The sequence below is a fragment of the Pseudomonas sp. NBRC 111138 genome (genome assembly GCF_001320835.1).
GTDB lineage: Bacteria > Pseudomonadota > Gammaproteobacteria > Pseudomonadales > Pseudomonadaceae > Aquipseudomonas > Aquipseudomonas paracarnis.
On sequence record NZ_BCBO01000047.1, the window covers coordinates 62,517 to 85,565 of the forward strand.

The following is a 23,049-nucleotide window of genomic DNA, read 5'->3' on the forward strand; positions in this document are numbered from 1 at the left end:
TATCAAGCCATCTGACGCTATAACACGCTGCCCATGGCCTTGATCAACACCGGGTCACGCGCATAAATATCCGGCGCGTACACCAACTCGCCCTGGCGATCCACTTCTACCGTCCAATACCCCAACAGCACCGGTACCGGCGTGGCGAGCCTGAATTCATGGGTTTCGCCGGTCGCCAGCAGCTCATCGGTGCGGGTGCGTTCGGCGGGCGTTACGAGCAGATCGCGCAATAACAACGGTTGCTCGACCCGCACGCATCCCGAACTGAACGCCCGTGGGCCCTTGGTGAACAAGGGCTGGCTGGGGGTGTCATGCAGGTACACCGAATACGGATTGGGAAAGCGCATCACAATCTTGCCCAGCGGGTTACGCGGGCCGGCCTGCTGGCGCAGCAGGATATTGCCGGGGCGTGCCCAGTCGACTTGGTCGGGGGTCAATGGGTGACCTTCGGCGTCGAGCACCTGCAGGTTCTGCTGGCGCAGGTATTCAGGGTTGAGACGGATGGCGGGCAGCTTGTCCTCACGCATGATGGTCGGCGGGATGGTCCAGGTGGGGTTGAGGGTCAGCCGAGTGATGCGCGACTTGAGCAGTGGTGTCTGGCGTTCGGCACGGCCTACTTGCAGGCGGGTTTGCCACACCGGGATGCCGCTCTGATACACGCTCAGTTGTGCGGCGGCCACATTGACCACGACACCTTCAGGCTCCAGGTCCTGGGCCAGCCAGCGGAAGCGCTCCAGGTTGATGCGCAGCTGTTCACGACGCACCGCCGGGCTGATATTGAGTTCGGCCACGGTGCCGGCGCCGACCACGCCGTCGGCCTGCAACGAGTGGCTGAGCTGAAACGCTTTCACCGCTTTGACCAGTTCGCCCTGGTATTGCTTGCCGTTGCCACTGGGCAACTGAGCCAGGTAGCCACCGCTGTGCAGGCGCCGCGCCAGTTCCGGCACGCGGGGGTCGTTCATCCCCGGGCGCAACAACGCGCCCTCGGCGACCGGGTCCCAATGGGGCAGCGGTTGCTGGCGCACGCCGGCGTAGGCATTGCGCAGGCTGCGATACAAATCAGCGCTGGGCCGCGCCTGATCGAAGGCTTGGGCCATGTCTTGCAGGCCGGTGGCGGCGAACGCCAGTACCTCGGCATTAGGATCGCCACTGGGCGGCTGTGAATGCCATAGAGGCTCAAAGCGCGATTGCTGCAGGCGCCCGTAATGCAAATCCTGCAGGGCTTGCAGGTACTGCTGGCTGTTGGCGATATCGCTGCACAGCACGTTGGCCGTGGCATCCGCCGCAGGCAAGCTATAGTGGGTGGGGTCCAGGCCATCGTCGGCAAGCATCAGCAACTGGCTGTGCAAGGCTTGCCGGCGTTCGTCAGCCGACCATAGCGGGGCATCGCCCTGCTGCAGGTAAAAGGCTTGCAGGCGCACCAACGCGGCGGCATCGATACGCGGCGCAAGGTGCGGGCAGACACTGGTCAACTGGGCCAACGCCTGTTGCAGTGGCGCCAGCGCGACCGGTGCAGGGGTGGTGACGGGCAATGGCTCCACCGGCAGCGTTTCGGCTGTAGCGACCAATGGTGCAACGAGCAGGCAAATGCTCAAGTAACATGCGTGTTTTTTGAACAATTGACTTAGCTCCACTCCACAGCGGGGACTCGACTGTAGATGCTGACTTTTATACGCCTGCTCAGGCTAACCAGCCTGGGCTTGATCACTGGGTGCCTGGCTTTATTGAGCAATGTTGCGCTCGCCGCCAATGGCACCTCTCCTTCCCTGTATAGCAGCCTGGCGCGCTCGGCTCCAGAACTCAATCCCACCGTGCTGAAAAGCGCCCTGAGCGCCGTACAGTGCGCGGTCAATAACGGCGAGGAACGTTCCGATCGCCTAGCGGTTATTGACTACTCCCAGCCCTCGACCGCCCGTCGCCTGTGGATCTTCGACCTGCGCAAAAAGACCCTGGTATTACGCGACCTGGTGGCCCACGGCGCCAAGTCCGGGGAAAACTTCGCCACCCAGTTCTCCAACCTCGAGGGCAGCCACCAGTCGAGCCTGGGCTTGTTCCGCACCCAGGAAAGCTACCTGGGCGCCCATGGCTACTCGCTGCGCATGGACGGTCTGGAACCCGGCTTCAATGACCAGGCACGCGACCGCGCCATCGTGATTCATGCCGCCGACTACGTCAGCCCTTTGTGGAGCAAGCGCGAAGGCCGCATCGGCCGCAGCCAGGGTTGCCCGGCCGTGCGCCCGCAAGTTGCCCGTCAAGTGGTGGACAAGCTCAAGGACGGGCAGTTCATGTTTTCGTGGTACCCCGACCAGCGCTGGCTGAAGTCGTCGACCTACCTCAATTGCAAACCCCAACAGGTGGCGAGTAGTCGTACAATCCGTGGCGGATAGCCTGTCCCCATAGATAAAAGAGAGCGTCGCATGCTTCTACACACCTCCACCTGGATCGAAATCGGGCAGTTCCTGGAACGCAGCCGCACGGTGGTGATTCCCATCGGTTCCAACGAGCAACATGGCCCCACCGGCCTGCTGGGCACGGACTGGATGTGCCCGGAGATCATCGCCCACCACGCCCAGAAGCACGCCGATATCCTGGTCGGCCCGACCTTCAATATCGGCATGGCTCAACACCACCTGGGCTTTCCCGGCACCATCTCCCTGCGCCCTTCCACCTTTATCGCCGCAATTGGCGACTGGGTGCGCTCGTTGGCCGGGCATGGTTTCGAAAAGATCCTGTTCCTGAACGGCCACGGCGGCAACATCGCCACGATTGAAGCGGCGTTCTCCGAGCTGTACGCCGAAGCCAGCTTCGCCCGCCGCCCGGCCGGGTTCGCGCTGAAGCTCGTGAACTGGTGGGACCTGGAAGGCGTCACTGACCTAGCCCAGCGTCAATTCCCGGTCGGGCATGGCAGCCACGCCACGCCGTCGGAAATTGCTGTGACGCAGTGGGCGTATCCGGACGCGATCAAGTCTGCCGACTACTCACCACGAATTGCCAACACCGGCCCGATCCGCGAGGCCCTGGACTTCCGGGCGCGCTTCCCTGACGGCCGCATGGGCTCGGACCCGGCGTTGGCTACTGTGGAGAAAGGCGGTGAGTTGGTGGCATTGGCGGCGCAGGGATTGGTCAAGACTGTCGACAGCTTCAGCAACGAAGCCAAACCCTGATCCAAATGGGGCCAATACCCTGTAGGAGCGAGCTTGCTCGCGAAAAAATCATAGGCGCCGCGTTTATTCAGGGGGCGCGCGTTACCGTTGACGTCTTTCGCGAGCAAGCTCGCTCCTACAGGGTGTCAGAAGTTGCCCCCGCCCACCTTTGGATTTGCGTTGTGCCTGGGTTTATCTGCAATCCTGTGCGGCCTGCTCCAGCCGCGATGGCTTGATCGCCGAAGCCAGCGGCTTGCGCTCGTACAGGAAGACCTTGGTGCCGTCCTGGGACTTGTAGGCCTCCAGCACATCATCGGCGGCAATCTTGCTGGTCAGCAGCACCTTGGCGTGGCGCGAGTTCTGGGTGACGGTCGAGGTGATGCCGTGCTTTTCCAGCTTGGGCAACACGCATTGCACATAGCCGTCGGGGGTCTTGTTGGTTTGCAGGGTCAGTGATGGGGCATTTGGCGCCGTGATACAGCCGGTCAGCAATAACGAAGCACAAGCCAGGGCCGGGGCGAAGAAAGAGCGCATAAACATTCCTGAAAATAACCAAATAGGGTTCACAACCATTCGCGGGTCAACCTGCGCGAACCAGGGCCTTGAGCGACGCATCGAACTGCTTCAGGGCATCTTGCTGTACATCGCGTTGTTGCTCGATCAGTGCAGCAATCTCCGGCGCCGCCTTGTCGTGCACCCACACTGACGGCACGTGCTTGTCCACCGAGCCTTCGGCCTTGGCGATAAACTGCAGGTTCGCGTCGTAGAAGCGTGCGACAAAGCGTGCTTCGACCCGGTCATTACGCTGGGTCAGCAATTGGTTATGGGTATCGAGCACCACCACCACATCCGGGTGCGCCTGCACCAGGGCATCCAGGCTGCTATAAACCGTCACCGAGAAAAAAGTGCCCTGCAACGAGTGCATCAACCAGTCGATCGCCAGTTCCGGGTCGGAGCTGTTGACGAACGCCTCGCGAATCCGCCCATCCAAGGCATCCTTGGCGCCGTTCAGCGCCATGGCGTGGTAGCGTTCAAGGTAGCTGAGGTTGTCGCGGGTGTTTTCGCTGAACAACACCCCCACCGACTGGGCACGCTGCAGAGAGTCTACGCTACCCACCAGTGGCAGCAAATGGCCTGTACGCACGTCATCGGCCATCGCCGGGGTGGTCATGACCGCGGTGCCCAGCATCAGGGCCATCAAAGCCAACTGGATAATCGTCCTCATCGCGCATTTTCCTTGAGCTGCGTCTCGATGTGCAGATTCTGCGCGTTTGGCGAAAAAACAGAACTTGTGATCCTTGATGGTGACTATCATTTGAACCGATAGTGTCAGGCCGCCCATAAAATCTATAAGGACCCGCCATGAAGCCCTACCAGAAAATCTTCGATCGTATTCGCGAGGCAGTCCTGCCAGAGTTTCGCGAGCGAGTCGCCGACTACCTGGTCGAGTACGAAACCGTGCTGCTGGACTCACACGCCGACGCCGCAAAAGGCAGCGCCAGCGCCGAGCAACTGCGCGGCTACTTGCGTGGTTTGAACACCATGCGCGTGTTGGGCATGGCCGATTGGGAAGACCTCGACCGGCGCGTTGCCCAGCAGGCAGAGCTAGAGCGCGGGCCGTCGCAGCTCGACCCACTCGCGCACTGACGGCCGCTGCCACTGGCGTTGCGCGTAGGCCACCAGCTGCGCTGGCATGGCGTCACCGTTGAGGATCAGACGATTGAGCATCACCGCCAGGTCCACATCGGCAATCGACCACTGGCCGCACAGGTACTCGCGGTTATCCGCCAGCAAGGCTTGCGCCGCGGTGATCAACTTGGTCGCGGCGGCTTGAGCCTCTGCTGACAACGGCGGCCTCTTCTGCCCGCAGAACACCACCAGCGTCGAGCGCTCCTGGCGAATCGGCAGCAGGTCGCTGCGCAACCACGCTTGAACCTGTCGCGCCCTCGCCCGCTGCTGCACATCCGCCGGGTACACGCGGGTCTCAGGGTAGGCCTGGTCCAGGTACTCGGTGATGGCCGAAGACTCCGACAGCGCAAAATCACCGTCTACCAGGGTCGGCACTCGCTGGGTCAGGGAGCGTTGGACGTAATCTGCCGCCTGGTTCTGCCCGGCATCGAGGTCCAGGGTGAGGGTCTCGAACGCCAGGCCTTTTTCGCGCAAGGCGACAAACACCGACATGGCATAGGGGCTGGTGAACAGCGAATCAACGTAGAGGTGCAGCGGGCCTTGGCTCATGGACAATCTCCTGGTGTGAGGCATCACGCTACGAGATCAGGGCCGATAAAGACAATGCAGGGTTTTTATGGGGGCATTCCTGGCAGGAATAGCGCGGCTAGTGGCAATATTATGGCTCACGCTGATTTTCAAGGAAGGAACAGCACATGAAACAAGCAGTTGTGGTTATCCACGGCATTGGCGAACAGCGCCCAATGGACACCTTGCGCGGCTTTGTCGAGGCGATGATCCCCACGGACACCCCCGATGGCACACCTCTGTACTGGAGCAAGCCGGATCGGCTGTCGCGCAACTTCGACCTGCGCGTACTGAAGGCCTCGGGCCGTACCTCGACGGATTTCTATGAGTACTACTGGGCCCACAAGATGCAGGGCACCAAGTTCGGCCATCTGCTGGGCTGGCTGTGGGACATCTTCAAGCGCCCGCGTCGCGACATTCCCGAGGCCATCGTGCCGATCTGGCGCAGCACGCGCTGGACGGTGCTGGTGTTATTGCTGCTGGTTGCCAGCGGTACATTGGCCACGGCCTGGGGCCAATTGCCCCTTAGCGACAACCCCTTCGCGCTGATTCCCCTGCTGCTCGCGGCAATGGGACTGGCGCTGCGCTATTCGGCGCTGGCCTACCTGGGAGACGCCGCACGCTACCTCAGCCCCAACCCGCAAAACGTGATGGTGCGCGAGCAGATCCGTGCTGATGGTGTCGACCTGCTGCGCGCTCTGCACAATCAGGGTGACTACGAGCGCATCATCGTCGTGGGCCACAGTTTGGGCAGCGTGATTGCCTATGACATCGTCGGCTACCTCTGGCATGAGTACCACGACAAACTGACCCAACTGACCCCCAGCAACCGTGAGCTGGCAGCCCGTTATGCCAACCGCGAACCGCTGCAACCGGTGGTCAAGGAGGCCCTGCCCGCAGCCGGCGCCTTGCTGGACGGCAGCCTAAGCAGCCTGTTGAATTTTCGTCAGCAACAGACCGAAGCTTTTGCCGAACAGCGCGGCCTGGGCAACCCCTGGCGCATCACCGACCTAGTCACGGTCGGCAGCCCGATGGCCCACGCCAGCCTGTTGCTGGGCCGCAGCGTCAGTGACTTCAAACAGCGCATGGGACGCCGCGAAGCCCCGGCCTGCCCGCCGACCGAAGACACCCAAGGCTACGGCTACAACGCCCGCCAACCGCTGATGCTCGGCCAAAAGCCCTTCACCCCGCACTACCTGCACCACGCCGCAGCCTTTGCCGTCACGCGCTGGACCAACCTGTACTTCCCTGCCCCCTTCGGCCTGTTCGGCGACATCGTCAGCGGCCCGGTCAAGCCCGTGATGGGCGGCGGCGTGCTGGACTTGCCGGTGACCGTGGGCAACGGCAAAGGCTGGCTGGCCAAGTCCTGGCTCAGCCATACTCACTATTGGAGCGAACGCGGCGGTGCCCAGGGTTACCTCGACGCACTGGGCAAGGATGAACAGGCGATCACCCAAGGCCCGCGTCCTTCAGCCACTGAAGCGTTGCGGTGGGCGATAGACCTCAAGGGCGTGCGGCGGTTTCGCCGTGTCGCCACCCAGCAGAGCCTGGCGCCAGAACACGCCTAACCGGCGAAGCCACCGGCCTTGAGGAAGGCGAGTTCTTCATCGGTGCTCGCCCTGCCCAACACCCCATTACGATGGGGAAACCGCCCGAACCGCTCGATGATGTCGGCATGCTCCTTGGCCCAGTGGTAGGTGCTGGCATCCAACTGCTGGTTCAGGGCCAGGGAGCGTTGCTGGTCCTGCGGGTCTTCCGAATGTTCAAAAGGCAAATAGCAGAACGCGCGCAACTGAGGTTCAACCTGTTGATCCAATCCCGCGTCCACCATCTTTCGCGCATAAAACCGCGCCAGCGGGTCGGTGGCGAACATATGCGCCGTGCCGCGAAAGGCGTTGCGCGGGTACTGATCCAGCAGGATCAATAACGCCAGCGCGCCATCCGCCGTGGTCAACCAACCTTCGAGTTCACGCCGTGCAGCCTGCATATGAGCCGCGTTGAATCTATCGCGAAAGTCCCTATCGAACCCCTCGTCCTTGGCGAACCAACGCTTGGGCCCCGCCTGTTTCCAGAACGCGATTACAGCTTCGGCCGAGTGTGGGGTCATGCTTGTCATCAGCGCCTCGCTTAATGTTATAGAATAACGTCAATATTTTGCCTGCGTGTGATCCTTAACTTATGACTGACGCTATGACTTTACGCAAACGCCTGCTGTCCATCGACGCCCTGCGCGGCCTGGTGATCCTGTTCATGTTGCTGGACCACGTGCGTGAAACCTTCCTGCTGCACCGCCAGGTCAGCGACCCCATGAGCATAGACAGCACCGAGCCTGCGTTGTTTTTCAGCCGCACCCTGGCTCACTTGTGTGCGCCGGTGTTTGTGCTGCTCACCGGTTTGTCGGCTTGGCTGTACGGTCAGAAATATCAAGGTCGTCGCGACGTGTCGGCATTCTTGTTCAAGCGCGGGCTGTTCCTGGTGGTGCTGGAATTCACCCTGGTCAACTTCGCGTGGACCTTCCAACTGCCGCCCAGCGTGATCTACATGCAAGTGATCTGGGCCATCGGCATCAGCATGATCGCCCTCGCCGCGTTGGTCTGGCTACCGCGTGCCTGGCTGATCGGCTTGGCGCTGGTGATTATCGCCGGGCACAACCTGCTCGATGGGCTGCACTTCGCAGCGGGTTCGATGTTGCATGTGCCGTGGGCCATCCTGCATGAACGCACCTGGATTGAAGTCTCTGAAAACCTGCGCCTGCGCACCACCTACCCGGTGCTGCCATGGATCGGTGTGATTGCCCTGGGTTACGGCCTCGGGCCATGGTTTGCCAATGCCACGCTGCCGGCTGTGCGTCAGCGTTATTTACTGGTCGCAGGGGTGGGCGCGTTGGTGGGCTTTGGGTTGTTGCGAGCGCTCAACGGCTATGGCGAGCAGCCTTGGCAGGCGTATGACAGCAGCGTGCTGACGCTGATGAGCTTTTTCAATATCACCAAGTACCCGCCTTCGCTGTTGTTCCTGGCGTTGACCCTGGGGATTGGCTTGCTGTTGCTGCTGGCGTTTGAACGCGCCGGGCATAAGCGCTGGATCGGCGTGCTGGCGGTGTTCGGCGCGGCGCCGATGTTCTTTTATCTGTTGCACCTCTATGTATTGAAAATCCTCTATGTAGCCTGCGTTGCGCTGTTTGGCCTCAACCATGGCACTTACTTTGGCTTCGACGATATCGGTGCGGTGTGGTTGGCAGCGCTGCTGTTGCCGATTGCCCTGTACTTGCCCGTGCGTTGGTTCGCCGGCCTGAAAGCACGGCGGCGGGATCTGGCGTGGCTCAAATACCTCTGACCTGATGCAGGCTAATTGTGCGGGGCGGTGTGTCAGTCACTGAATGTTTAACTGGACCACCGCTTTCGCAGGCAAGCCAGCTCCCACACTGGTTACGCATCGCCCACACAATCAGCGCCTGCCACAGATCCCCTGTGGGAGCGGGCTTGCCCGCGAATGCGGTGTGTCAGCCACTGCTGCTGTGACTGAAAGACCGCATTCGCGAGCAAGCCCGCTCCCACAGTTTTAACCGCGCCAGGCTCAGGAATCAGGCCAGTTCGGCACGCAGTTGCCGAGCGGCGGTGACCATATGAATGAGCGCCGCCTCGGTCTCCGGCCAGCCCCGCGTCTTCAAGCCGCAATCGGGGTTCACCCATAAGCGCTCTGCCGGAATCCGCTTGGCGGCCTTGCGCAGCAAGTTGGCCATTTCCGAGGCATCCGGCACCCGTGGCGAGTGGATGTCGTAGACCCCCGGGCCGATCTCATTCGGGTAGGCGAAGGCTTCGAACGCGTCGAGCAGCTCCATGTCCGAGCGTGAGGTCTCGATGGTGATCACGTCGGCATCCATGGCGGCGATGGACTCGATCACATCGTTGAACTCGCTGTAGCACATGTGGGTGTGGATCTGGGTTTCATCGCCCACGCCACTCGCGCACAAACGAAACACCTCAGTCGCCCAGTCCAGGTAGTGCTGCCACTGCGCCTGGCGCAACGGCAAGCCCTCACGAAAAGCCGCTTCGTCGATCTGCACGATCTTGATGCCGGCCGCTTCCAGGTCCACCACTTCGTCACGAATCGCCAGGGCCAGTTGCCGGGCCTGCACTTCGCGGCTCAGGTCTTCCCGTGGGAACGACCACATCAACATGGTCACCGGGCCTGTGAGCATGCCCTTCATCACCTTGTCGGTGAGGCCTTGGGCATAGCGAATCCACTCCACGGTCATGGCGTTCGGGCGGCTCAGGTCACCGACAATCACTGCGGGTTTCACACAGCGCGAACCATAGCTCTGCACCCAGCCGAACCGGGTGAACGCGTAGCCATCCAGTTGTTCGGCGAAGTACTCGACCATGTCGTTACGCTCGGCTTCACCGTGCACCAACACGTCCAGGCCGAGATTTTCCTGCACCTCGACAGCGTGCTTGATCTCACTGTGCATGGCTTCGATATATTCGGCTTCGCTCAACTTGCCGGCCTTGTACGACTGACGCGCCAGGCGGATCGACGCGGTCTGTGGGAACGAGCCGATGGTGGTGGTCGGGAACAGCGGCAAGTTAAGGCCGGCCCGTTGCTTTTCGATGCGCTGGGCAAACGGCGACTGGCGCTGGCTGTCCCGTGCAGTGATGGCCGCTACACGAGCTTGAACGGCAGGCTTGTGAATGCGTGGCGATGCAGCACGAGCTGCCTGCACCGCGCGGCTCGCAGCCAGGGCGGTGAGTACGCCAGGGGCTTGGGGCTGATCAACGGCCTTGGCCAGTAGCGCCACTTCCGCGCACTTCTGCACGGCGAAGGCCAGCCAGCTTTTCAGCTCGGCATCCAACTGATCTTCCCGCTCCAGGTCCACCGGGCTGTGCAGCAGCGAGCAGGACGGCGCGACCCACAGGCGATCGCCCAACTTCTCATGGGCATGCTGCAAGGTGGCCAGGGCTTTTTCCAGGTCGCAACGCCACACGTTTCGGCCGTTGACCACGCCCAGGGACAGCACCTTGTACGCTGGCAGGCGATCGAGGATGGTCGGGTACTGGTCCGGCGCACGCACCAGGTCGATATGCAGGCCATCCACCGGCAGGTTGGCAGCCAGGCCAAGGTTTTCTTCCAGGCCGCCGAAGTAAGTGGCCACCAATTTTTTCAGCGGGTCGCGCTGGATCAGGTTATAGGCGCGCTCAAAAGCGTTCTTCCAGTCCTGGGGCAGATCGAGCGCCAGGATTGGCTCGTCGATCTGCACCCACTCAACGCCCAATTCGGCCAGGCGCTGGAAGATCTGGCCATACAGCGGCAGCAGTCGCTCGAGCAGGTCGAGCTTGTCGAAGTCAGCGCCCTTGGCCTTGCCCAGCCACAAATAGGTCAGCGGGCCGATCACCACGGGCTTGACGCTGTGCCCCAGGTCGAGGGCTTCCTGGACCTCTTCGAAGAGTTGGTCCCACGCCAGGTGGAATTGCTGATCGACGCTGAACTCCGGCACCAGGTAGTGATAGTTGGTGTCGAACCACTTGGTCATCTCCTGGGCATGGGCACCGCCGCAGCAGCTGTCACTGACGCCACGGGCCATGGCGAACAAGGTATGCAACGTGGCCTGGCCATCCGCCGGGCGGAACCGCTCAGGGACCACACCGAACATCAACGAATGGGTCAGCACCTGGTCGTACCAGGCGAAATCACCGACCGGCAACAGTTCGATACCGGCTTGCTGTTGCAGCGCCCAGTGGGTACTGCGCAAATCACGGCCAACGGCGCGCAGGCCGGCTTCGTCGAGCTCACCCTTCCAGAACGCTTCCTGCGCTTTTTTCAGTTCACGATCGCGTCCAATGCGCGGAAACCCGAGGGAATGAGCGACTGCCATGACTTACAACTCCGATGGTGTGATTGATGGCGGTCATTGTCGGCAGAGGGGTGTCTTGAGACAAACTCATTCTGTTCTAGATCATCACAAGATTTACTCATGTTCAGGTAAGCATGATATTCGCGGCGCTATTGTTGATGTGTGGGGTGCCAGGACGGCCGTCATCGCGGCCTCGCTTAGGCTCGAGCGCTCCCACAGGAGGCGGCATGATTCTTATGAACGGTCATACTTACGCCCTATGCTTAACGTGGCGCGCAAAATCCGCCGGCTAACCTTTCGATCTGTTCCAAGTGCGGGCACAATGCGTGTCCTTTTTTGGCAGGCACCGCCGCAGGCTCTCAAAAATGATCAAAACGCCGTACTACCTCATCGATAAACAGAAGCTTCTGGTCAACATGCAGAAGATTGCCTACGTGCGCGAACAGTCCGGCGCCAAGGCTCTGCTGGCGCTCAAGTGCTTTGCCACCTGGTCGGTATTCGACTTGATGCAGCAATACATGGACGGCACCACCTCGTCGTCGCTGTATGAGCTCAAGCTCGGTCGCCAGAAGTTCGAAGGCGAAGCGCACGCCTACAGCGTGGCCTGGGCCGACGATGAAATCGAAGAGATGCTGGAGAACTGCGACAAGATCATCTTCAACTCCATCAGCCAGCTGCAGCGTTTTGCCGAACGCAGCGAAGGCAAGACCCGCGGCCTGCGTGTGAACCCGCAGGTGAGCAGCTCTGACTACCTGCTGGCCGACCCGGCGCGCCCGTTCAGCCGCCTGGGCGAGTGGGACCCGGTGAAGATCGATGGCGTGATCGATCAGATCTCCGGTTTCATGTTCCACAACAACTGCGAGAACGGTGACTTCAGCCTGTTCGACAAGATGCTCGGCACCATCGAGGAACGCTTCGGTGAACTGCTGCACAAGGTCAAGTGGGTCAGCCTCGGCGGCGGCATCCATTTCACCGGTGAAGGCTATGCACTGGATGCATTCTGCGCACGGCTCAAAGCGTTCTCCGAGAAGTACGGCGTGCAGGTCTACCTGGAACCCGGCGAAGCGGCGATCACCAACAGCGCCTCCCTGGAAGTCACCGTGCTCGACACTCTCTACAACGGCAAGAACCTCGCCGTGGTCGACAGCTCCATCGAAGCCCACCTGCTGGACCTGCTGATCTACCGCCTCAACGCCAAACTGGCGCCGAGCGAGGGTGAACACACCTACATGGTGTGCGGCAAATCCTGCCTGGCCGGGGACATCTTCGGCGAGTATCAATTTGATCGTCCGCTGGCCATCGGCGATCGGCTGTCGTTCATCGACACCGCAGGCTACACCATGGTCAAGAAAAACTGGTTCAACGGCCTGAAAATGCCGTCCATCGTAGTGAAACAACTCGACGGTACAGTCGAGGTGGTTCGTGAATTTGGTTACGACGACTACCTGTCCAGCCTGTCCTGAGCTGGCGGATAAAGGAGAGATAAAGCAATTGAAAAAGAACGTTCTTATCATTGGTGCAGGAGGTGTCGCCAAGGTGGTGGCCCACAAGTGCGCGCAGCACAACGACGAACTCGGTCGTATTGCTATCGCGTCGCGCAACATCTCCAAATGCCAGGCCATCATCGACAGCGTCAAGGCCAAGGGTAGCCTCAAGGTTCCCGCCGATATCCAAGCCTTCGCGCTGAACGCCCTGGACGTGGAAGCGACCAAGGCCTTGATCCGCGAGACTGATTCGCAGATCGTCATCAACGTCGGCTCCGCCTTCCTCAACATGTCGGTACTGCGTGCCTGCATCGACACGGGCGTGGCTTACCTCGACACCGCCATCCACGAAGAGCCGGGCAAGGTCTGCGAGACCCCGCCGTGGTACGGCAACTACGAGTGGAACCACCTGCAAGAGTGCAAACAGAAGAACATCACCGCCATCCTTGGCGTGGGCTTCGACCCAGGTGTCGTCAACGCGTATGCCGCGCTGGCGCAGCAACAGCATTTCGACCGCATTGATTCGATCGACATTCTCGACGTCAATGCCGGCTCCCATGGCAAATACTTCGCCACCAATTTCGATCCGGAAATCAACTTCCGCGAATTCACCGGGCAGGTGTGGAGCTGGCAGAACAGCCAGTGGACCAGCAACACCATGTTCGAAGTCAAACGCACCGACGACCTGCCGGTAGTCGGTTCGCAGAACCTCTACCTCACCGGCCACGATGAAGTGCACTCGCTGTCGAAAAACCTCGACGTGCCCAACGTGCGTTTCTGGATGAGCTTCGGCGAACACTACATCAACGTGTTCACCGTGCTGAAAAACCTCGGCCTGCTTTCCGAACAGCCGGTCAAGACCGCCGAAGGCCTGGAAGTGGTGCCGTTGAAAGTGGTCAAGGCCGTGCTGCCCGACCCGTCCTCGCTCGCCCCGGGCTACACCGGCAAGACCTGCATCGGTGACCTGGTCAAAGGCACCAAGGATGGCCAACCGCGTGAGATGTTCATCTACAACGTGGCTGATCACGAAGAGGCCTATGCCGAGACCGACAGCCAGGGCATCTCCTACACCGCAGGCGTACCACCGGTAGCCGCTGCGCTGCTGGTGGCGCGTGGCGAGTGGGATGTGAAGCATATGGCCAACGTCGAGGAACTACCGGCCGAGCCGTTCCTCAAGGCGCTGGATGTGATGGGCTTACCGACTCGGATCAAAGACGAAAACGGTGATCGGGCCTGGGATGCGACGGCCTCATAGGCCATAGCTGACCGAGCAAAAGAATGCGCCCCAAGGGGCGCATTTTTTGTTTGGGCTCACCCACAGCTCAAAGAACAATACAGATTCAAAATGTGGGAGCGGGCTTGCCTGCGAAGGCGGTTTGTCAGTCAATGATTTTTCCACTGAACCACCGCCATCGCAGGCAAGCCAGCTCCCACAATGAGTCGCCGGTGTATCCGGGGCTTCGGCTCACTCCAGGTTCCGCGCCGAATTATTCCGCGCCCTTGAGCACTGCCACAGCACGGGGGCTCATATTGGCGCAGGCGTGGCCTGGTATAGCTTGTTGGATAGGTTGAAGGTCCGTTAGATCGCCAATCGCTCTTGCAACTGTCAATTCCAACAGGTTACCGCCTAGGGGAATGCCGTTAGTCTGAGCGAGCCCGTCATAGATTGGCTCACCCATTCACCATGTGCGAAAGGAATCGTCCATGAAACGGCAAACCTCTTCAAACACCCTCACGGCACGCTTGGCTGGCCTGGTCTATAGCACCTGCTGCTACCTGGTGTTCTTATTCACCCTGCTGTACATGATGGGCTTCGTGGGGGCTGTGGTCGTACCCAAACACATCGAGTCCGGCGCACGCATCGACTGGGCGCTGGCACTCATGATCAATGCGTCACTGATCATTGTGTTTGGCGTCCGGCACAGCACCATGGCGCGTAAACGCTTCAAGCGCTGGCTGGCAGTCTTCGCCCTGGCAGCGGTGGAGCGTTCCACCTATGTGTTGCTCTCCAGCCTGATGCTCGCGCTGCTGTTCTGGCAGTGGCGGCCTATTACGCACACCGTTTGGGAAGTTGACGCCGCCTGGGCCAAGGCATTGCTGAGCGGCCTGTTCTGGCTGGGCTGGGGCATTGTGGTGCTGGCAACCTGTTTGATCAGTCACTTCGAGTTGTTCGGGCTGAAGCAGGCCATTGATCGTTGGCGCAACGCCCCACCCTCAGGCCTGACATTCAGGACGCCGCTGCTCTACAAAGTCGTGCGTCATCCGCTGTACCTGGGCTTCCTGATCGCCTTTTGGGCAACGCCGCATATGACCGTAGGGCATCTGCTGTTTGCCCTGGGGATGTCGGTGTATCTCTTCATCGGCGCCCGTTTCGAAGAACGGGATTTGGTGGCGCTGTTTGGTGAGCGGTATCGGCGCTATCAGCGTGAGGTGGGCATGATTGTGCCACGCCTCAACAGGCCCCGTCGTTAGCGCTCGAGTGTGTCGCACGCTCTGCGTGGGAATGCACTCAAATCCAGGGCATATATTTCATCGGTAGCTGCTGCGCTGCTGGTTGCGTGTAACGAGTGGAACACGAAGTACATGTCCAACGTCAAGGAGCTGCTGGCCGAGCCACTCCTCCCAACGCTGGATGTGACGGGCTTGCTGACTCGAAGTAGAAACAGAAATGGCGATCGGGCTTAGGATGCAATCGCCTACAAGCGATAGCTGACAGAGCAAAAAATGCATCTGAAGGGGCACACTTTTAGTTTGGGCGAGCATCGACCTCGAAATCAACGAAGGTAAAAAAAAGCGATTTGATAATCCGAGATACTATTTTGGTATCATCGGATATTCGCCATCAACCCACCACATAAACAAGGATGTTGATAAATGACTCCTCGCCCATTCAAGCCCCTGGCGCTTGCTGCTCTTTTTATAGGTTTAGCAGGCTGTAAAATGGCGCCACCTCTTAATGGCTATACGCAGTATTACCAGTCGGCAAATGGATTCACGCCAGAAATCATCGCGGCAGAGCGCTCAGGGCCGCCCCCCGCTGTGCCGATAATCGACCATGCCACACTAAGCACCTACGAAAACGTCGCAAGAACTTGGTTCCGTCGTGGATACGCAGCTGTTGGTAAATCCGAATTCAATTCGTCCATGCCGATTCCTGAACAACAAGCTATTGATCAGGCAAAGGCCATTAAGGCTGATCTAGTAATCATTATCGAACCGCAATACCAAGGCACCACGACTACCACGACGAAAGTATCCAGACCTACATCCAGCACTTCTGTTACGTCAGTCACGGCAGGCAAACTGAACGGTTCGGCAACCACCTCGACATACGGTACTACAACGGATTACGTGCCGATTACCCAGAAGCAAGTAGCCTATGGCGCACTCTACTTTGTCAAAGCACATATCATCCTTGGCGCAGCCACTATTGAACTGGATGAAGCAGAACGTCAGTCTCGTCAGACGAACTATGGCGTGAAAATCACGATGGTTTCCGATGACTCACCCGCTTTCAAAGCCGACTTACTGATCGGAGATACTATAGAGAAGCTTGATGGCCAGCGCATCAGCAGTGCGGCTCATCTATCGAGCTTGATTAATGCGAAGAAAGGTCAAGTCATCAATTTGTCCCTAACCCGCAAAGGTAAGGCTTTCGAGAAATCAATCCAACTCAACAATTGACGCTTGATCACCAGTCAGATAGCGCCTACCCATCGGCCTAGGCAGTGATCACTTCCAAGCTCTGCATTGGCACCAGAAAGTGCGCCCCGCAAGGCGTGGCGCTATGGTGAACGCTATCGGTAGAACGACTGTGCCGCGGCTGAACAAGCCCATAGCCAACCTTAGCTTGTTCGTTAAGATCATCAACGATAACGCAGATAACCTGGATGACCGCAGGGCCTGGGCTTTTTTCGCGAGCAAGCTCGCTCCTACAGTTCAACGAACAATAGAGATCAAATGTGGGAGCTCGCTTGCCTGCGATGGCGCTGTGTCAGCCAGCATATGCGGCGCTGAAAAACCGCTATCGCCGGCAAGCCAGCTCCCACAGAGGATTTGCGGCGTTAGGATATTTCCCACAGCTGTTTCAGGTTGTCGCTCGGAACTTCACTGACTAACCTCTGGGCCGTCGCTGCCAATTCAGCGGCCGGATTTGACCGTCCGACTCCCAACTGCATCTGTGCCACATCGAATCAGGCGTTTTCTTTACGCCTGCTGTATCGTGTCGCGGCAGCTGTACGCGGGATACCTCCGGGTATGCCGGGCTCCTTGGGACCGGTCGGTCAACCCGCGTATAGCTGCCACCCTAATTCGTTTGACCGCGAACCGTGGCAGCTCCATATCCCTTGGAGTTTCACCATGATCAAAGACAGCCCCAACCCACCAGAACAACTCTTCAACGTGCGCCCCGGCCTAGGCACCGAAACCCTGCTGATCAACGCCTCCCAGGATCTAGCCTCCATCAATGACATCGCTACTCATCTTGCCTTTGAAATCGACGGTACCCAACGCAACGTAGCGCTGGGCATCTGCCGCATGCTCGAAGGTGTGCAGTTGCTCGTGGACAAGGCTCGGGATGACACCCACCCAGCCACTTGACCTGATGCTCGCGCCGCGCCCTTAACCACTGTAGGAGCGAGCTTGCTCGCGAAGATCGTCAACGATGACGCGGGCAACCTGGATGACCGCAGAGCCTGGGCGTTTTTCGCGAGCAAGCTCGCTCCTACAGTGATCGATGGCGCTGTGTCAGCCAGCACATCCAGCACTGAAAAACCGCTATCGCAGGCAAGCCAGTTCCCACAGGGGGACCGAGTTCAAAACACCGACCACCCAATCCGCTCACTCAACAATTCCAACGCCTTCATCCCCGCCAGCGAATTGCCCGCTGCGTTCAGCTCCGGCGACCATACGCACACCGTAAACTGCCCCGGCACCACCGCGACGATCCCGCCGCCGACCCCGCTCTTGCCCGGCAGGCCCACGCGGTATGCAAAATTGCCCGCCTCGTCATACAGCCCGCTGGTGGCCATGATCGAGTTCACTTGCTTGGTCTGGCGCGCCGTCAGCACCTGCTCGCCACTGTGGGCACTCACGCCTTCATTGGCCAGGAAGCTGAACGCTCGGGCCAGGTCCAGGCAGCTCATCTGCAACGCGCAATAGTTGAAGTAGCTGTGCAGCACCGCGTCCACATCGTTATGAAAGTTGCCGAACGACTTCATCAGGTAGGCCATGGCCGCATTGCGCGCACCATGCTGGGCTTCAGATTCGGCCACGACGCTGTTGACCAGGATCTGCGGGTTGCCCGACAGGCGCCGTACAAAGTCGCGCATCGACAGAATCGGCACGGCGAAGCGTGACTGGTTGATGTCGCAGATCACCAGCGCGCCAGCGTTGATAAAGGGGTTGCGCGGGCGGCCACGCTCGAATTCCAGCTGCACCATGGAGTTGAACGGCTGCCCCGAGGGCTCGTGGCCCAAGCGCTCCCAGATGGATTCGCCGCCATGGTCGATGGCCTGCACCAGGCTGAAGACCTTGGAAATGCTTTGCACCGAAAACAGCGTGTCTGCATCTCCAGCGCAGTAGGCCGTGCCGTCGTTGCCGTATACCGCGATGCCGAGTTGGTTGGCGGGCACGTCGGCCAGCGCGGGAATGTAATCGGCGACTTTGCCGAGGCCGATCAAGGGGCGCACTTCGTCGAGGATCGACTCCAGCAGCGCCTGCATAGCTTGTCCTGTCATCTTTGTTCGAATCAGTGGTAAACGAGCCGCGGAGGATACGTCAATGGGCGCGCAACACCCACACAATCTCTACCACCCGCTCGGCAATCACCACGTAGATCAGGATCAACAACAGTTGCAACGCCAAGTGATAACGCAACTTGGCCAGGCGGCGGATGCCGTCGCTGACGTTCAACAGCATCAGCACCGTGGACAGCACAATCAAGCCCCAGCCCGCGACGCTGGAGGCGAAGATACCGATCAGCAACTCGCGCGGTCCCACCAGCGCGTTGGTCCCCGCCGCAAACAACAACGCGCAGACCAATAGGTTTTTAACATTGTCGAAAATCTGCGTGCTCAGGTCGTTTTCCAGCAACGCCAGGTACCGCGTCCATAAAGTGCGCATGCTTGAGTACCGAGTGGGAAGGCTCGTCAATCAAGGTAGTTCAATTGTGGACGCTGTCGAGCTTTGGCCAGGCTCAGAAATACGCCACATCCGACACTTCTGCATCCAGCACATCCTGGGCCAACGCCCAGGCGCGATCCTTGGACTCCACCACCAGCAGCGGGTAACCCCAGGCCTTGCCGAACGTCACGGCAAAGGGCTTGAGGGCCAGGCGCTTGGCAGCGCTGGGCTCCACCTGGATCATGCCTTTGACGTAAGCGCGCAAGGCAGCCTTGTTTTTCTTCATCCAGATAGAAGCGCGCTTGCGCTCTTCGTGGGCGTGTTCGTGATTGTTCTCATCCACGGCCTTTTCGTGCAGCAGCAAGAAGGGCTGCTCACGCGCCAGCAGACGTTCGAATGTCAGGAAGGCGTCTTCCGGCGCTCCCTCGCTAGGCGCGTCGAAAAAGATTTTCACCACCGGGAAAGTTGAACTGTCGAGTCGCATGGCAAAGCTCCTTTGATGAGATTGGTTCTCATCATAGGGCGCATGACGCTGGACAGCATTGCATAGAATAGCCAGAATATTTCGCAATCCAGCCAAGGCAGTTATCAGCATGGTTCATCACCGCCTCGACCAATACGACCCCTGCCGGGTCCGGGACGCCGCCGCGATCCCTCGCTCGATTGTTGCAGTGGGCGCCTCGAGTACGTCCGAACGCTGGGAACATATCCCTCACCACCATCAACACGGGCAATTGATCTACACCTTGCGCGGCGTGGTGCATTGTGTGATCGAGGCGGGTATCTGGATCGTGCCGCCGCAATGCGCATTGTGGATTCCCGGCGGTGTGACCCACGCGGCCCGTGGCGCTGGCGAAGCAGATGTATATTGCCTGTTGATCAGCCCGGACGCCGCCAGCGCCCTGCCCCGGCAATGTTGCACGCTGTCGGTGTCGCCATTGCTGCACGAATTGATCGGCAAGGCGGTCAGCTTCCCGCAGCTCTACGACGAAGACGGCGCCCCGGGCCGGCTGGTGGCGACGTTACTCGACGAGTTGGCCTTGGCCCCCCTCGAGGCCCTGCATTTGCCCATGCCCCAGGACCCTCGCTTGCATCGGCTGGCCACCAGCTTATTGGCCAACCCCGGCGACAAATCGACCCTGGGCGAATGGGCCGTGCGCATCGGCATGAGCGAACGCAGCATGACCCGCCTGCTGCTGGAAGAGATCGGCCTGAGCTTCGGTCGCTGGCGCCGGCAGTTGCATGTAATCCTTTCACTGCAGCGCCTGGCTAACGGCGAGAGTGTGCAGAGCGTGGCGCTGGACCTGGGTTATGAAAATGCCAGCGGGTTTATCACCATGTTCCGCAAGGCCATGGGCCAACCGCCGGCGCGTTACCTGGCAGACCGAGCCAGTACCGTCGGGCCGCACAGCAACGTGTCAACTATCGCCTTGACGTGAGGTTTTGATGATCGTTCCCACGCTCTGCGTGGGAATGCCTCGTGTGCCGCTCCGCGTCACGCTTAGGGACGCAGAGCATCCTAGGCTGTGTTCCCACGCAGAGCGTGGGAACAATCCACCCGACTCAGTTCTTGTAGTCGGTATCGGTACGCTCAAGCTGGCGCACCAGCGCATTCCAATGCCGCGCCACGCCCGGGCCTTCGCCATTGCTGAACACCTTGGCCTGCTGCTCGACCTTGGCCACCACGTCAGCCGGTGGGAAGATCAACTCGGCATTCCCCGCTGCCTGTGCCGCAATCTGGATGTTGCAGGCCCGCTCCAGGCTTTGTAGTTGCTGGAAGGCATGCTCGACGCTGACGCCGCCCGTCAACAAGCCGTGGTTACGCAGGATCATCACACTCTTGTCGCCCAAATCCGCCACCAGCCGTTCACGCTCGTCCAGGTCCAGCGCCACGCCTTCGTAACCGTGGTAAGCCACACGCCCCGAGAATGCTATAGCGTGCTGGGAGATCGGCAACAACCCTTGCTTCTGCGCCGACACCGCAATACCGTCGCGGGTGTGGGTGTGCAGCACCGCTTGCAAATCATGGCGTGCGCCGTGGATGGCGCTGTGGATCACATAGCCGGCGTAGTTGATCCCCAGGCCCGTAGGGTCATCGACAAGGGTGCCGTCCAGATCGACCTTGACCAGGTTGGAGGCGCTGATTTCGTCGAACAACAGCCCGAAAGCATTGATCAGGAAATGCGCCTCGGGCCCTGGCACCCGCGCCGAGAAATGCGTGTAGATATGATCGGTCCACTTGTACAACGCCGCCAGTCGGTAGGCCGCGGCCAACTTGACTCGCACCTCCCACTCTTGCGGTGTGACCCGCTGGCGCACATTGCTCAACACACTGGAAATCGGCGTGACGCTACTCATGGCAAATCTTCCTGGATGACCTAAGGGACTTCCAGGCAAGACTAGGGGATGGTCATAAATAATAAAAAGCACATTTTAATCTAAGCTAATTATTATATTTTTTTATAAAAAGTAGCAGTGGCAGCTTTCAGGCCGCCACAGGATCTCGTTCCTTTTCCACCGATCAACTCAGAAGGTTCAACGCCCGTTGTTGAGTTTCTCGTTGATTGCATCCGTTTGCCGTTCAATGTCCTTGATCGAGGTCGGCGTCACGACTTTGTCGATGGTTTCAGTCTTGGGGTTCGCAGGTTCAAGCGTCTGCCCTTTGGTGGTCTCGGCATTACCTTTTTGCGCGTCTTCAGAGCTGACGGGGTCGGGGGTTTTATCGGCGGTTTTACGATCAGTCACAGTGCAATCCTCCTGGCAGTGGCAGGCCCCTGAGATGGCGGCCCTATGCAGCAGAACCCTGCGAATCCGGATTGGTTCAAGTCAATTGCCTCGCCTCACCGCTGGGCAAAAAAGCGCAAAAAATTTTAAACCTTTTACCCGCCTCTCGATTCAACAGTCAGGTAACGGCATCCCGCCATTTCCAAGGAGAGACACCATGAAAACTCGACTGATGAAACCGATGGGCCTTACCTTCATGCTGATTGCAGGCTCGATTTCCACCGCGATGGCGGCGACCTCCAACGACTTTGTCGACAACGCCGCCGAGGGCGGTATCACCGAGGTGGAAGCGGGCAAGCTGGCCCTGGAAAAAAGCAGCTCGGCGGACGTAAAGACCTTCGCCCAGCATATGGTCACAGACCACACCAAGGCCAATCAGGAACTGATGGCCCTGGCGAAAAAACTCGATATCGAAGTACCCGATGACGCTGCGCTCACCGACCAGGCGAAGAAAGCCATCCTGCAAATGCGCGATGAATCCTTCGACAAGGCCTATGCCAACAACCAGGTAGCGGCCCATGAAAAAACCGTCGAACTGTTCAAGAAAGAAGCGGCCTCCTCGGACAATCCCGAGCTGAAAGCCTTCGCCACCAAGACCCTGCCCACCCTTGAAGCCCACCTGAAAATGGCCAAGGAACTGCAAACCAAATACGCCCATTAATCCATCCATGACCCAAGGAGACACTCGACCATGAGCTCGCAACTCAACGGCAAGCACATCCTCGTCATCACCTCCAACACCGGCATCGAGCGCGACGAGTTGCTCAAGCCTCTGGAGACACTGCGTGGCTACGGCGCGACCGTGACGCACGCCTCCAGCAAAGGCGGCACAACCCAGACATTTGTCGGCGACACGGAAAAAGACCAGACCGTGGAATCAGACGTGCAACTGTCGGATGTTGTCAGCGCCGACTTCGATGCGCTGGTCATCCCGGGCGGTACAGTGAATGCCGATACACTGCGCCAGGATGCCGCCGCGCTGCGCTTGATCAATGAGTTCGTGCAGGCCGGCAAGACCATCGCGGCGATCTGCCACGGGCCATGGACCCTGATCGACGCTGGCGTGGTCAAGGGCAAAACCCTGACCGCCTATAAAAGCGTGCGCATCGACCTTGAAAACGCCGGCGCTGCCGGCGTGGTGGATGCCGAGGTTAAAGAGTGCCAGGCCAATGGCTGGACCTTGATCACCTCGCGCACGCCGGACGATCTACCGGCGTTCAATGAGGCGATTGCCAAGGCCGTCGGCGGCTGATCGGTTGACCGCAATGAAAACAGGCGCCCCATGGGCTAATGCCAGTCAGTTAAGAGCTCGAGCAGACAACCAGTGACTTGTGGCGAGGGAGCTTGCTCCCGCTGGACTGCGTAGCAGTCCCATTTTTGGGGCCGCTTCGCGCCCCAGCGGGAGCAAGCT

The 23,049-nt window shown here is 59.6% G+C and carries 24 protein-coding genes; 13 read left to right on the forward strand and 11 right to left on the reverse strand.

The window, feature by feature from the left end; all coding sequences use genetic code 11:
* Positions 1 to 17: 17 nt before the first annotated feature.
* Positions 18 to 1,619, reverse strand: a complete 1,602-nt coding sequence (locus APH41_RS08955; protein ID WP_054918523.1) for a murein L,D-transpeptidase — start codon at positions 1,617 to 1,619, stop codon at positions 18 to 20.
* Positions 1,620 to 1,658: 39 nt separating this feature from the next.
* On the opposite strand from APH41_RS08955, the gene APH41_RS08960 reads away from it, so the two are divergent.
* A complete protein-coding gene (locus tag APH41_RS08960; RefSeq protein ID WP_019817186.1) occupies positions 1,659 to 2,387 on the forward strand; it encodes a murein L,D-transpeptidase catalytic domain family protein in 729 nt (242 codons plus the stop codon).
* Positions 2,388 to 2,417: 30 nt separating this feature from the next.
* Positions 2,418 to 3,164 carry a creatininase family protein gene (locus tag APH41_RS08965; protein WP_020301789.1) on the forward strand — a complete coding sequence of 249 codons (747 nt, stop codon included), beginning with the start codon at positions 2,418 to 2,420 and terminating at the stop codon, positions 3,162 to 3,164.
* A gap of 171 nt (positions 3,165 to 3,335) precedes the next feature.
* On the opposite strand, the gene APH41_RS08970 is transcribed toward APH41_RS08965, so the two are convergent.
* Together APH41_RS08970 and APH41_RS08975 are read right to left on the reverse strand one after the other, a co-directional pair.
* Positions 3,336 to 3,677 (reverse strand): hypothetical protein, encoded by a 342-nt coding sequence (locus APH41_RS08970; protein ID WP_034125705.1) that lies wholly within the window; start codon positions 3,675 to 3,677, stop codon positions 3,336 to 3,338.
* 46 nt (positions 3,678 to 3,723) lie between these two features.
* Positions 3,724 to 4,368 (reverse strand): hypothetical protein, encoded by a 645-nt coding sequence (locus APH41_RS08975; RefSeq protein ID WP_054897774.1) that lies wholly within the window; start codon positions 4,366 to 4,368, stop codon positions 3,724 to 3,726.
* Between the two features lie 137 nt (positions 4,369 to 4,505).
* Between APH41_RS08975 and APH41_RS08980 the strand changes: the two genes are divergently transcribed.
* On the forward strand, positions 4,506 to 4,790 hold the full coding sequence (locus tag APH41_RS08980) for a hypothetical protein (protein WP_034125707.1): 285 nt from the start codon (positions 4,506 to 4,508) through the stop codon (positions 4,788 to 4,790).
* Here APH41_RS08980 and yfcF read toward each other — a convergent pair.
* On the reverse strand, positions 4,749 to 5,381 hold the full coding sequence (gene yfcF, locus APH41_RS08985; RefSeq protein ID WP_054918525.1) for a glutathione transferase: 633 nt from the start codon (positions 5,379 to 5,381) through the stop codon (positions 4,749 to 4,751). The genes APH41_RS08980 and yfcF overlap by 42 nt on opposite strands.
* 146 nt (positions 5,382 to 5,527) lie before the next feature.
* On the opposite strand from yfcF, the gene APH41_RS08990 reads away from it, so the two are divergent.
* The gene (locus tag APH41_RS08990; protein WP_054918527.1) at positions 5,528 to 6,967 is read left to right on the forward strand and encodes a hypothetical protein; all 1,440 of its coding nucleotides are present in this window, start codon (positions 5,528 to 5,530) and stop codon (positions 6,965 to 6,967) included.
* Here APH41_RS08990 and APH41_RS08995 read toward each other — a convergent pair.
* The gene (locus APH41_RS08995; RefSeq protein ID WP_054897772.1) at positions 6,964 to 7,506 is read right to left on the reverse strand and encodes a DUF924 family protein; all 543 of its coding nucleotides are present in this window, start codon (positions 7,504 to 7,506) and stop codon (positions 6,964 to 6,966) included. The two genes, APH41_RS08990 and APH41_RS08995, sit on opposite strands and share 4 nt — an antisense overlap.
* A gap of 71 nt (positions 7,507 to 7,577) precedes the next feature.
* On the opposite strand from APH41_RS08995, the gene APH41_RS09000 reads away from it, so the two are divergent.
* Positions 7,578 to 8,732: a DUF1624 domain-containing protein gene (locus tag APH41_RS09000; protein ID WP_054897771.1), complete on the forward strand. Its 1,155-nt coding sequence runs from the start codon at positions 7,578 to 7,580 to the stop codon at positions 8,730 to 8,732.
* 247 nt (positions 8,733 to 8,979) lie between these two features.
* Here the strand turns inward: APH41_RS09000 and metE are convergent, their stop codons facing one another.
* On the reverse strand, positions 8,980 to 11,268 hold the full coding sequence (gene metE / locus APH41_RS09005; protein WP_054918529.1) for a 5-methyltetrahydropteroyltriglutamate--homocysteine S-methyltransferase: 2,289 nt from the start codon (positions 11,266 to 11,268) through the stop codon (positions 8,980 to 8,982).
* 344 nt (positions 11,269 to 11,612) lie between these two features.
* Between metE and APH41_RS09010 the strand changes: the two genes are divergently transcribed.
* From APH41_RS09010 to APH41_RS09035, 5 genes are all read left to right on the forward strand, one after another.
* Positions 11,613 to 12,710 carry a carboxynorspermidine decarboxylase gene (locus APH41_RS09010; RefSeq protein ID WP_005787689.1) on the forward strand — a complete coding sequence of 366 codons (1,098 nt, stop codon included), beginning with the start codon at positions 11,613 to 11,615 and terminating at the stop codon, positions 12,708 to 12,710.
* Positions 12,711 to 12,738: 28 nt separating this feature from the next.
* Positions 12,739 to 13,986 carry a saccharopine dehydrogenase family protein gene (locus tag APH41_RS09015; RefSeq protein WP_054918531.1) on the forward strand — a complete coding sequence of 416 codons (1,248 nt, stop codon included), beginning with the start codon at positions 12,739 to 12,741 and terminating at the stop codon, positions 13,984 to 13,986.
* A gap of 449 nt (positions 13,987 to 14,435) precedes the next feature.
* Complete coding sequence (gene mddA / locus APH41_RS09025) at positions 14,436 to 15,203, forward strand: methanethiol S-methyltransferase (protein WP_054918535.1); 768 nt, start codon at positions 14,436 to 14,438, stop codon at positions 15,201 to 15,203.
* Positions 15,204 to 15,605: 402 nt separating this feature from the next.
* Positions 15,606 to 16,415: a PDZ domain-containing protein gene (locus APH41_RS09030; protein WP_054918537.1), complete on the forward strand. Its 810-nt coding sequence runs from the start codon at positions 15,606 to 15,608 to the stop codon at positions 16,413 to 16,415.
* Between the two features lie 675 nt (positions 16,416 to 17,090).
* Positions 17,091 to 17,330, forward strand: a complete 240-nt coding sequence (locus APH41_RS09035; protein ID WP_054918539.1) for a DUF6124 family protein — start codon at positions 17,091 to 17,093, stop codon at positions 17,328 to 17,330.
* Positions 17,331 to 17,545: 215 nt separating this feature from the next.
* Here the strand turns inward: APH41_RS09035 and glsB are convergent, their stop codons facing one another.
* From glsB to APH41_RS09050, 3 genes are all read right to left on the reverse strand, one after another.
* Positions 17,546 to 18,454 carry a glutaminase B gene (gene glsB / locus APH41_RS09040; RefSeq protein WP_014718789.1) on the reverse strand — a complete coding sequence of 303 codons (909 nt, stop codon included), beginning with the start codon at positions 18,452 to 18,454 and terminating at the stop codon, positions 17,546 to 17,548.
* A 55-nt stretch (positions 18,455 to 18,509) separates the two neighbouring features.
* Complete coding sequence (locus APH41_RS09045) at positions 18,510 to 18,854, reverse strand: hypothetical protein (protein ID WP_014718790.1); 345 nt, start codon at positions 18,852 to 18,854, stop codon at positions 18,510 to 18,512.
* A 73-nt stretch (positions 18,855 to 18,927) separates the two neighbouring features.
* Entirely contained in the window at positions 18,928 to 19,338 is a 411-nt protein-coding gene (locus APH41_RS09050; RefSeq protein ID WP_034125714.1) for a hypothetical protein, read from the reverse strand.
* Between the two features lie 109 nt (positions 19,339 to 19,447).
* Here APH41_RS09050 and APH41_RS09055 point away from each other — a divergent pair, with 109 nt between their 5' ends.
* Complete coding sequence (locus APH41_RS09055) at positions 19,448 to 20,293, forward strand: helix-turn-helix domain-containing protein (protein ID WP_054897762.1); 846 nt, start codon at positions 19,448 to 19,450, stop codon at positions 20,291 to 20,293.
* A gap of 124 nt (positions 20,294 to 20,417) precedes the next feature.
* Here the strand turns inward: APH41_RS09055 and APH41_RS09060 are convergent, their stop codons facing one another.
* Together APH41_RS09060 and APH41_RS09065 are read right to left on the reverse strand one after the other, a co-directional pair.
* Entirely contained in the window at positions 20,418 to 21,212 is a 795-nt protein-coding gene (locus APH41_RS09060; protein WP_054918541.1) for a class II aldolase/adducin family protein, read from the reverse strand.
* Positions 21,213 to 21,389: 177 nt separating this feature from the next.
* The gene (locus APH41_RS09065) at positions 21,390 to 21,599 is read right to left on the reverse strand and encodes a hypothetical protein (RefSeq protein ID WP_054897760.1); all 210 of its coding nucleotides are present in this window, start codon (positions 21,597 to 21,599) and stop codon (positions 21,390 to 21,392) included.
* Positions 21,600 to 21,795: 196 nt separating this feature from the next.
* On the opposite strand from APH41_RS09065, the gene APH41_RS09070 reads away from it, so the two are divergent.
* Positions 21,796 to 22,299, forward strand: a complete 504-nt coding sequence (locus APH41_RS09070) for a DUF4142 domain-containing protein (RefSeq protein ID WP_054918543.1) — start codon at positions 21,796 to 21,798, stop codon at positions 22,297 to 22,299.
* Between the two features lie 30 nt (positions 22,300 to 22,329).
* Entirely contained in the window at positions 22,330 to 22,890 is a 561-nt protein-coding gene (locus APH41_RS09075) for a type 1 glutamine amidotransferase domain-containing protein (RefSeq protein ID WP_003191729.1), read from the forward strand.
* The last annotated feature ends 159 nt before the right edge of the window (positions 22,891 to 23,049 follow it).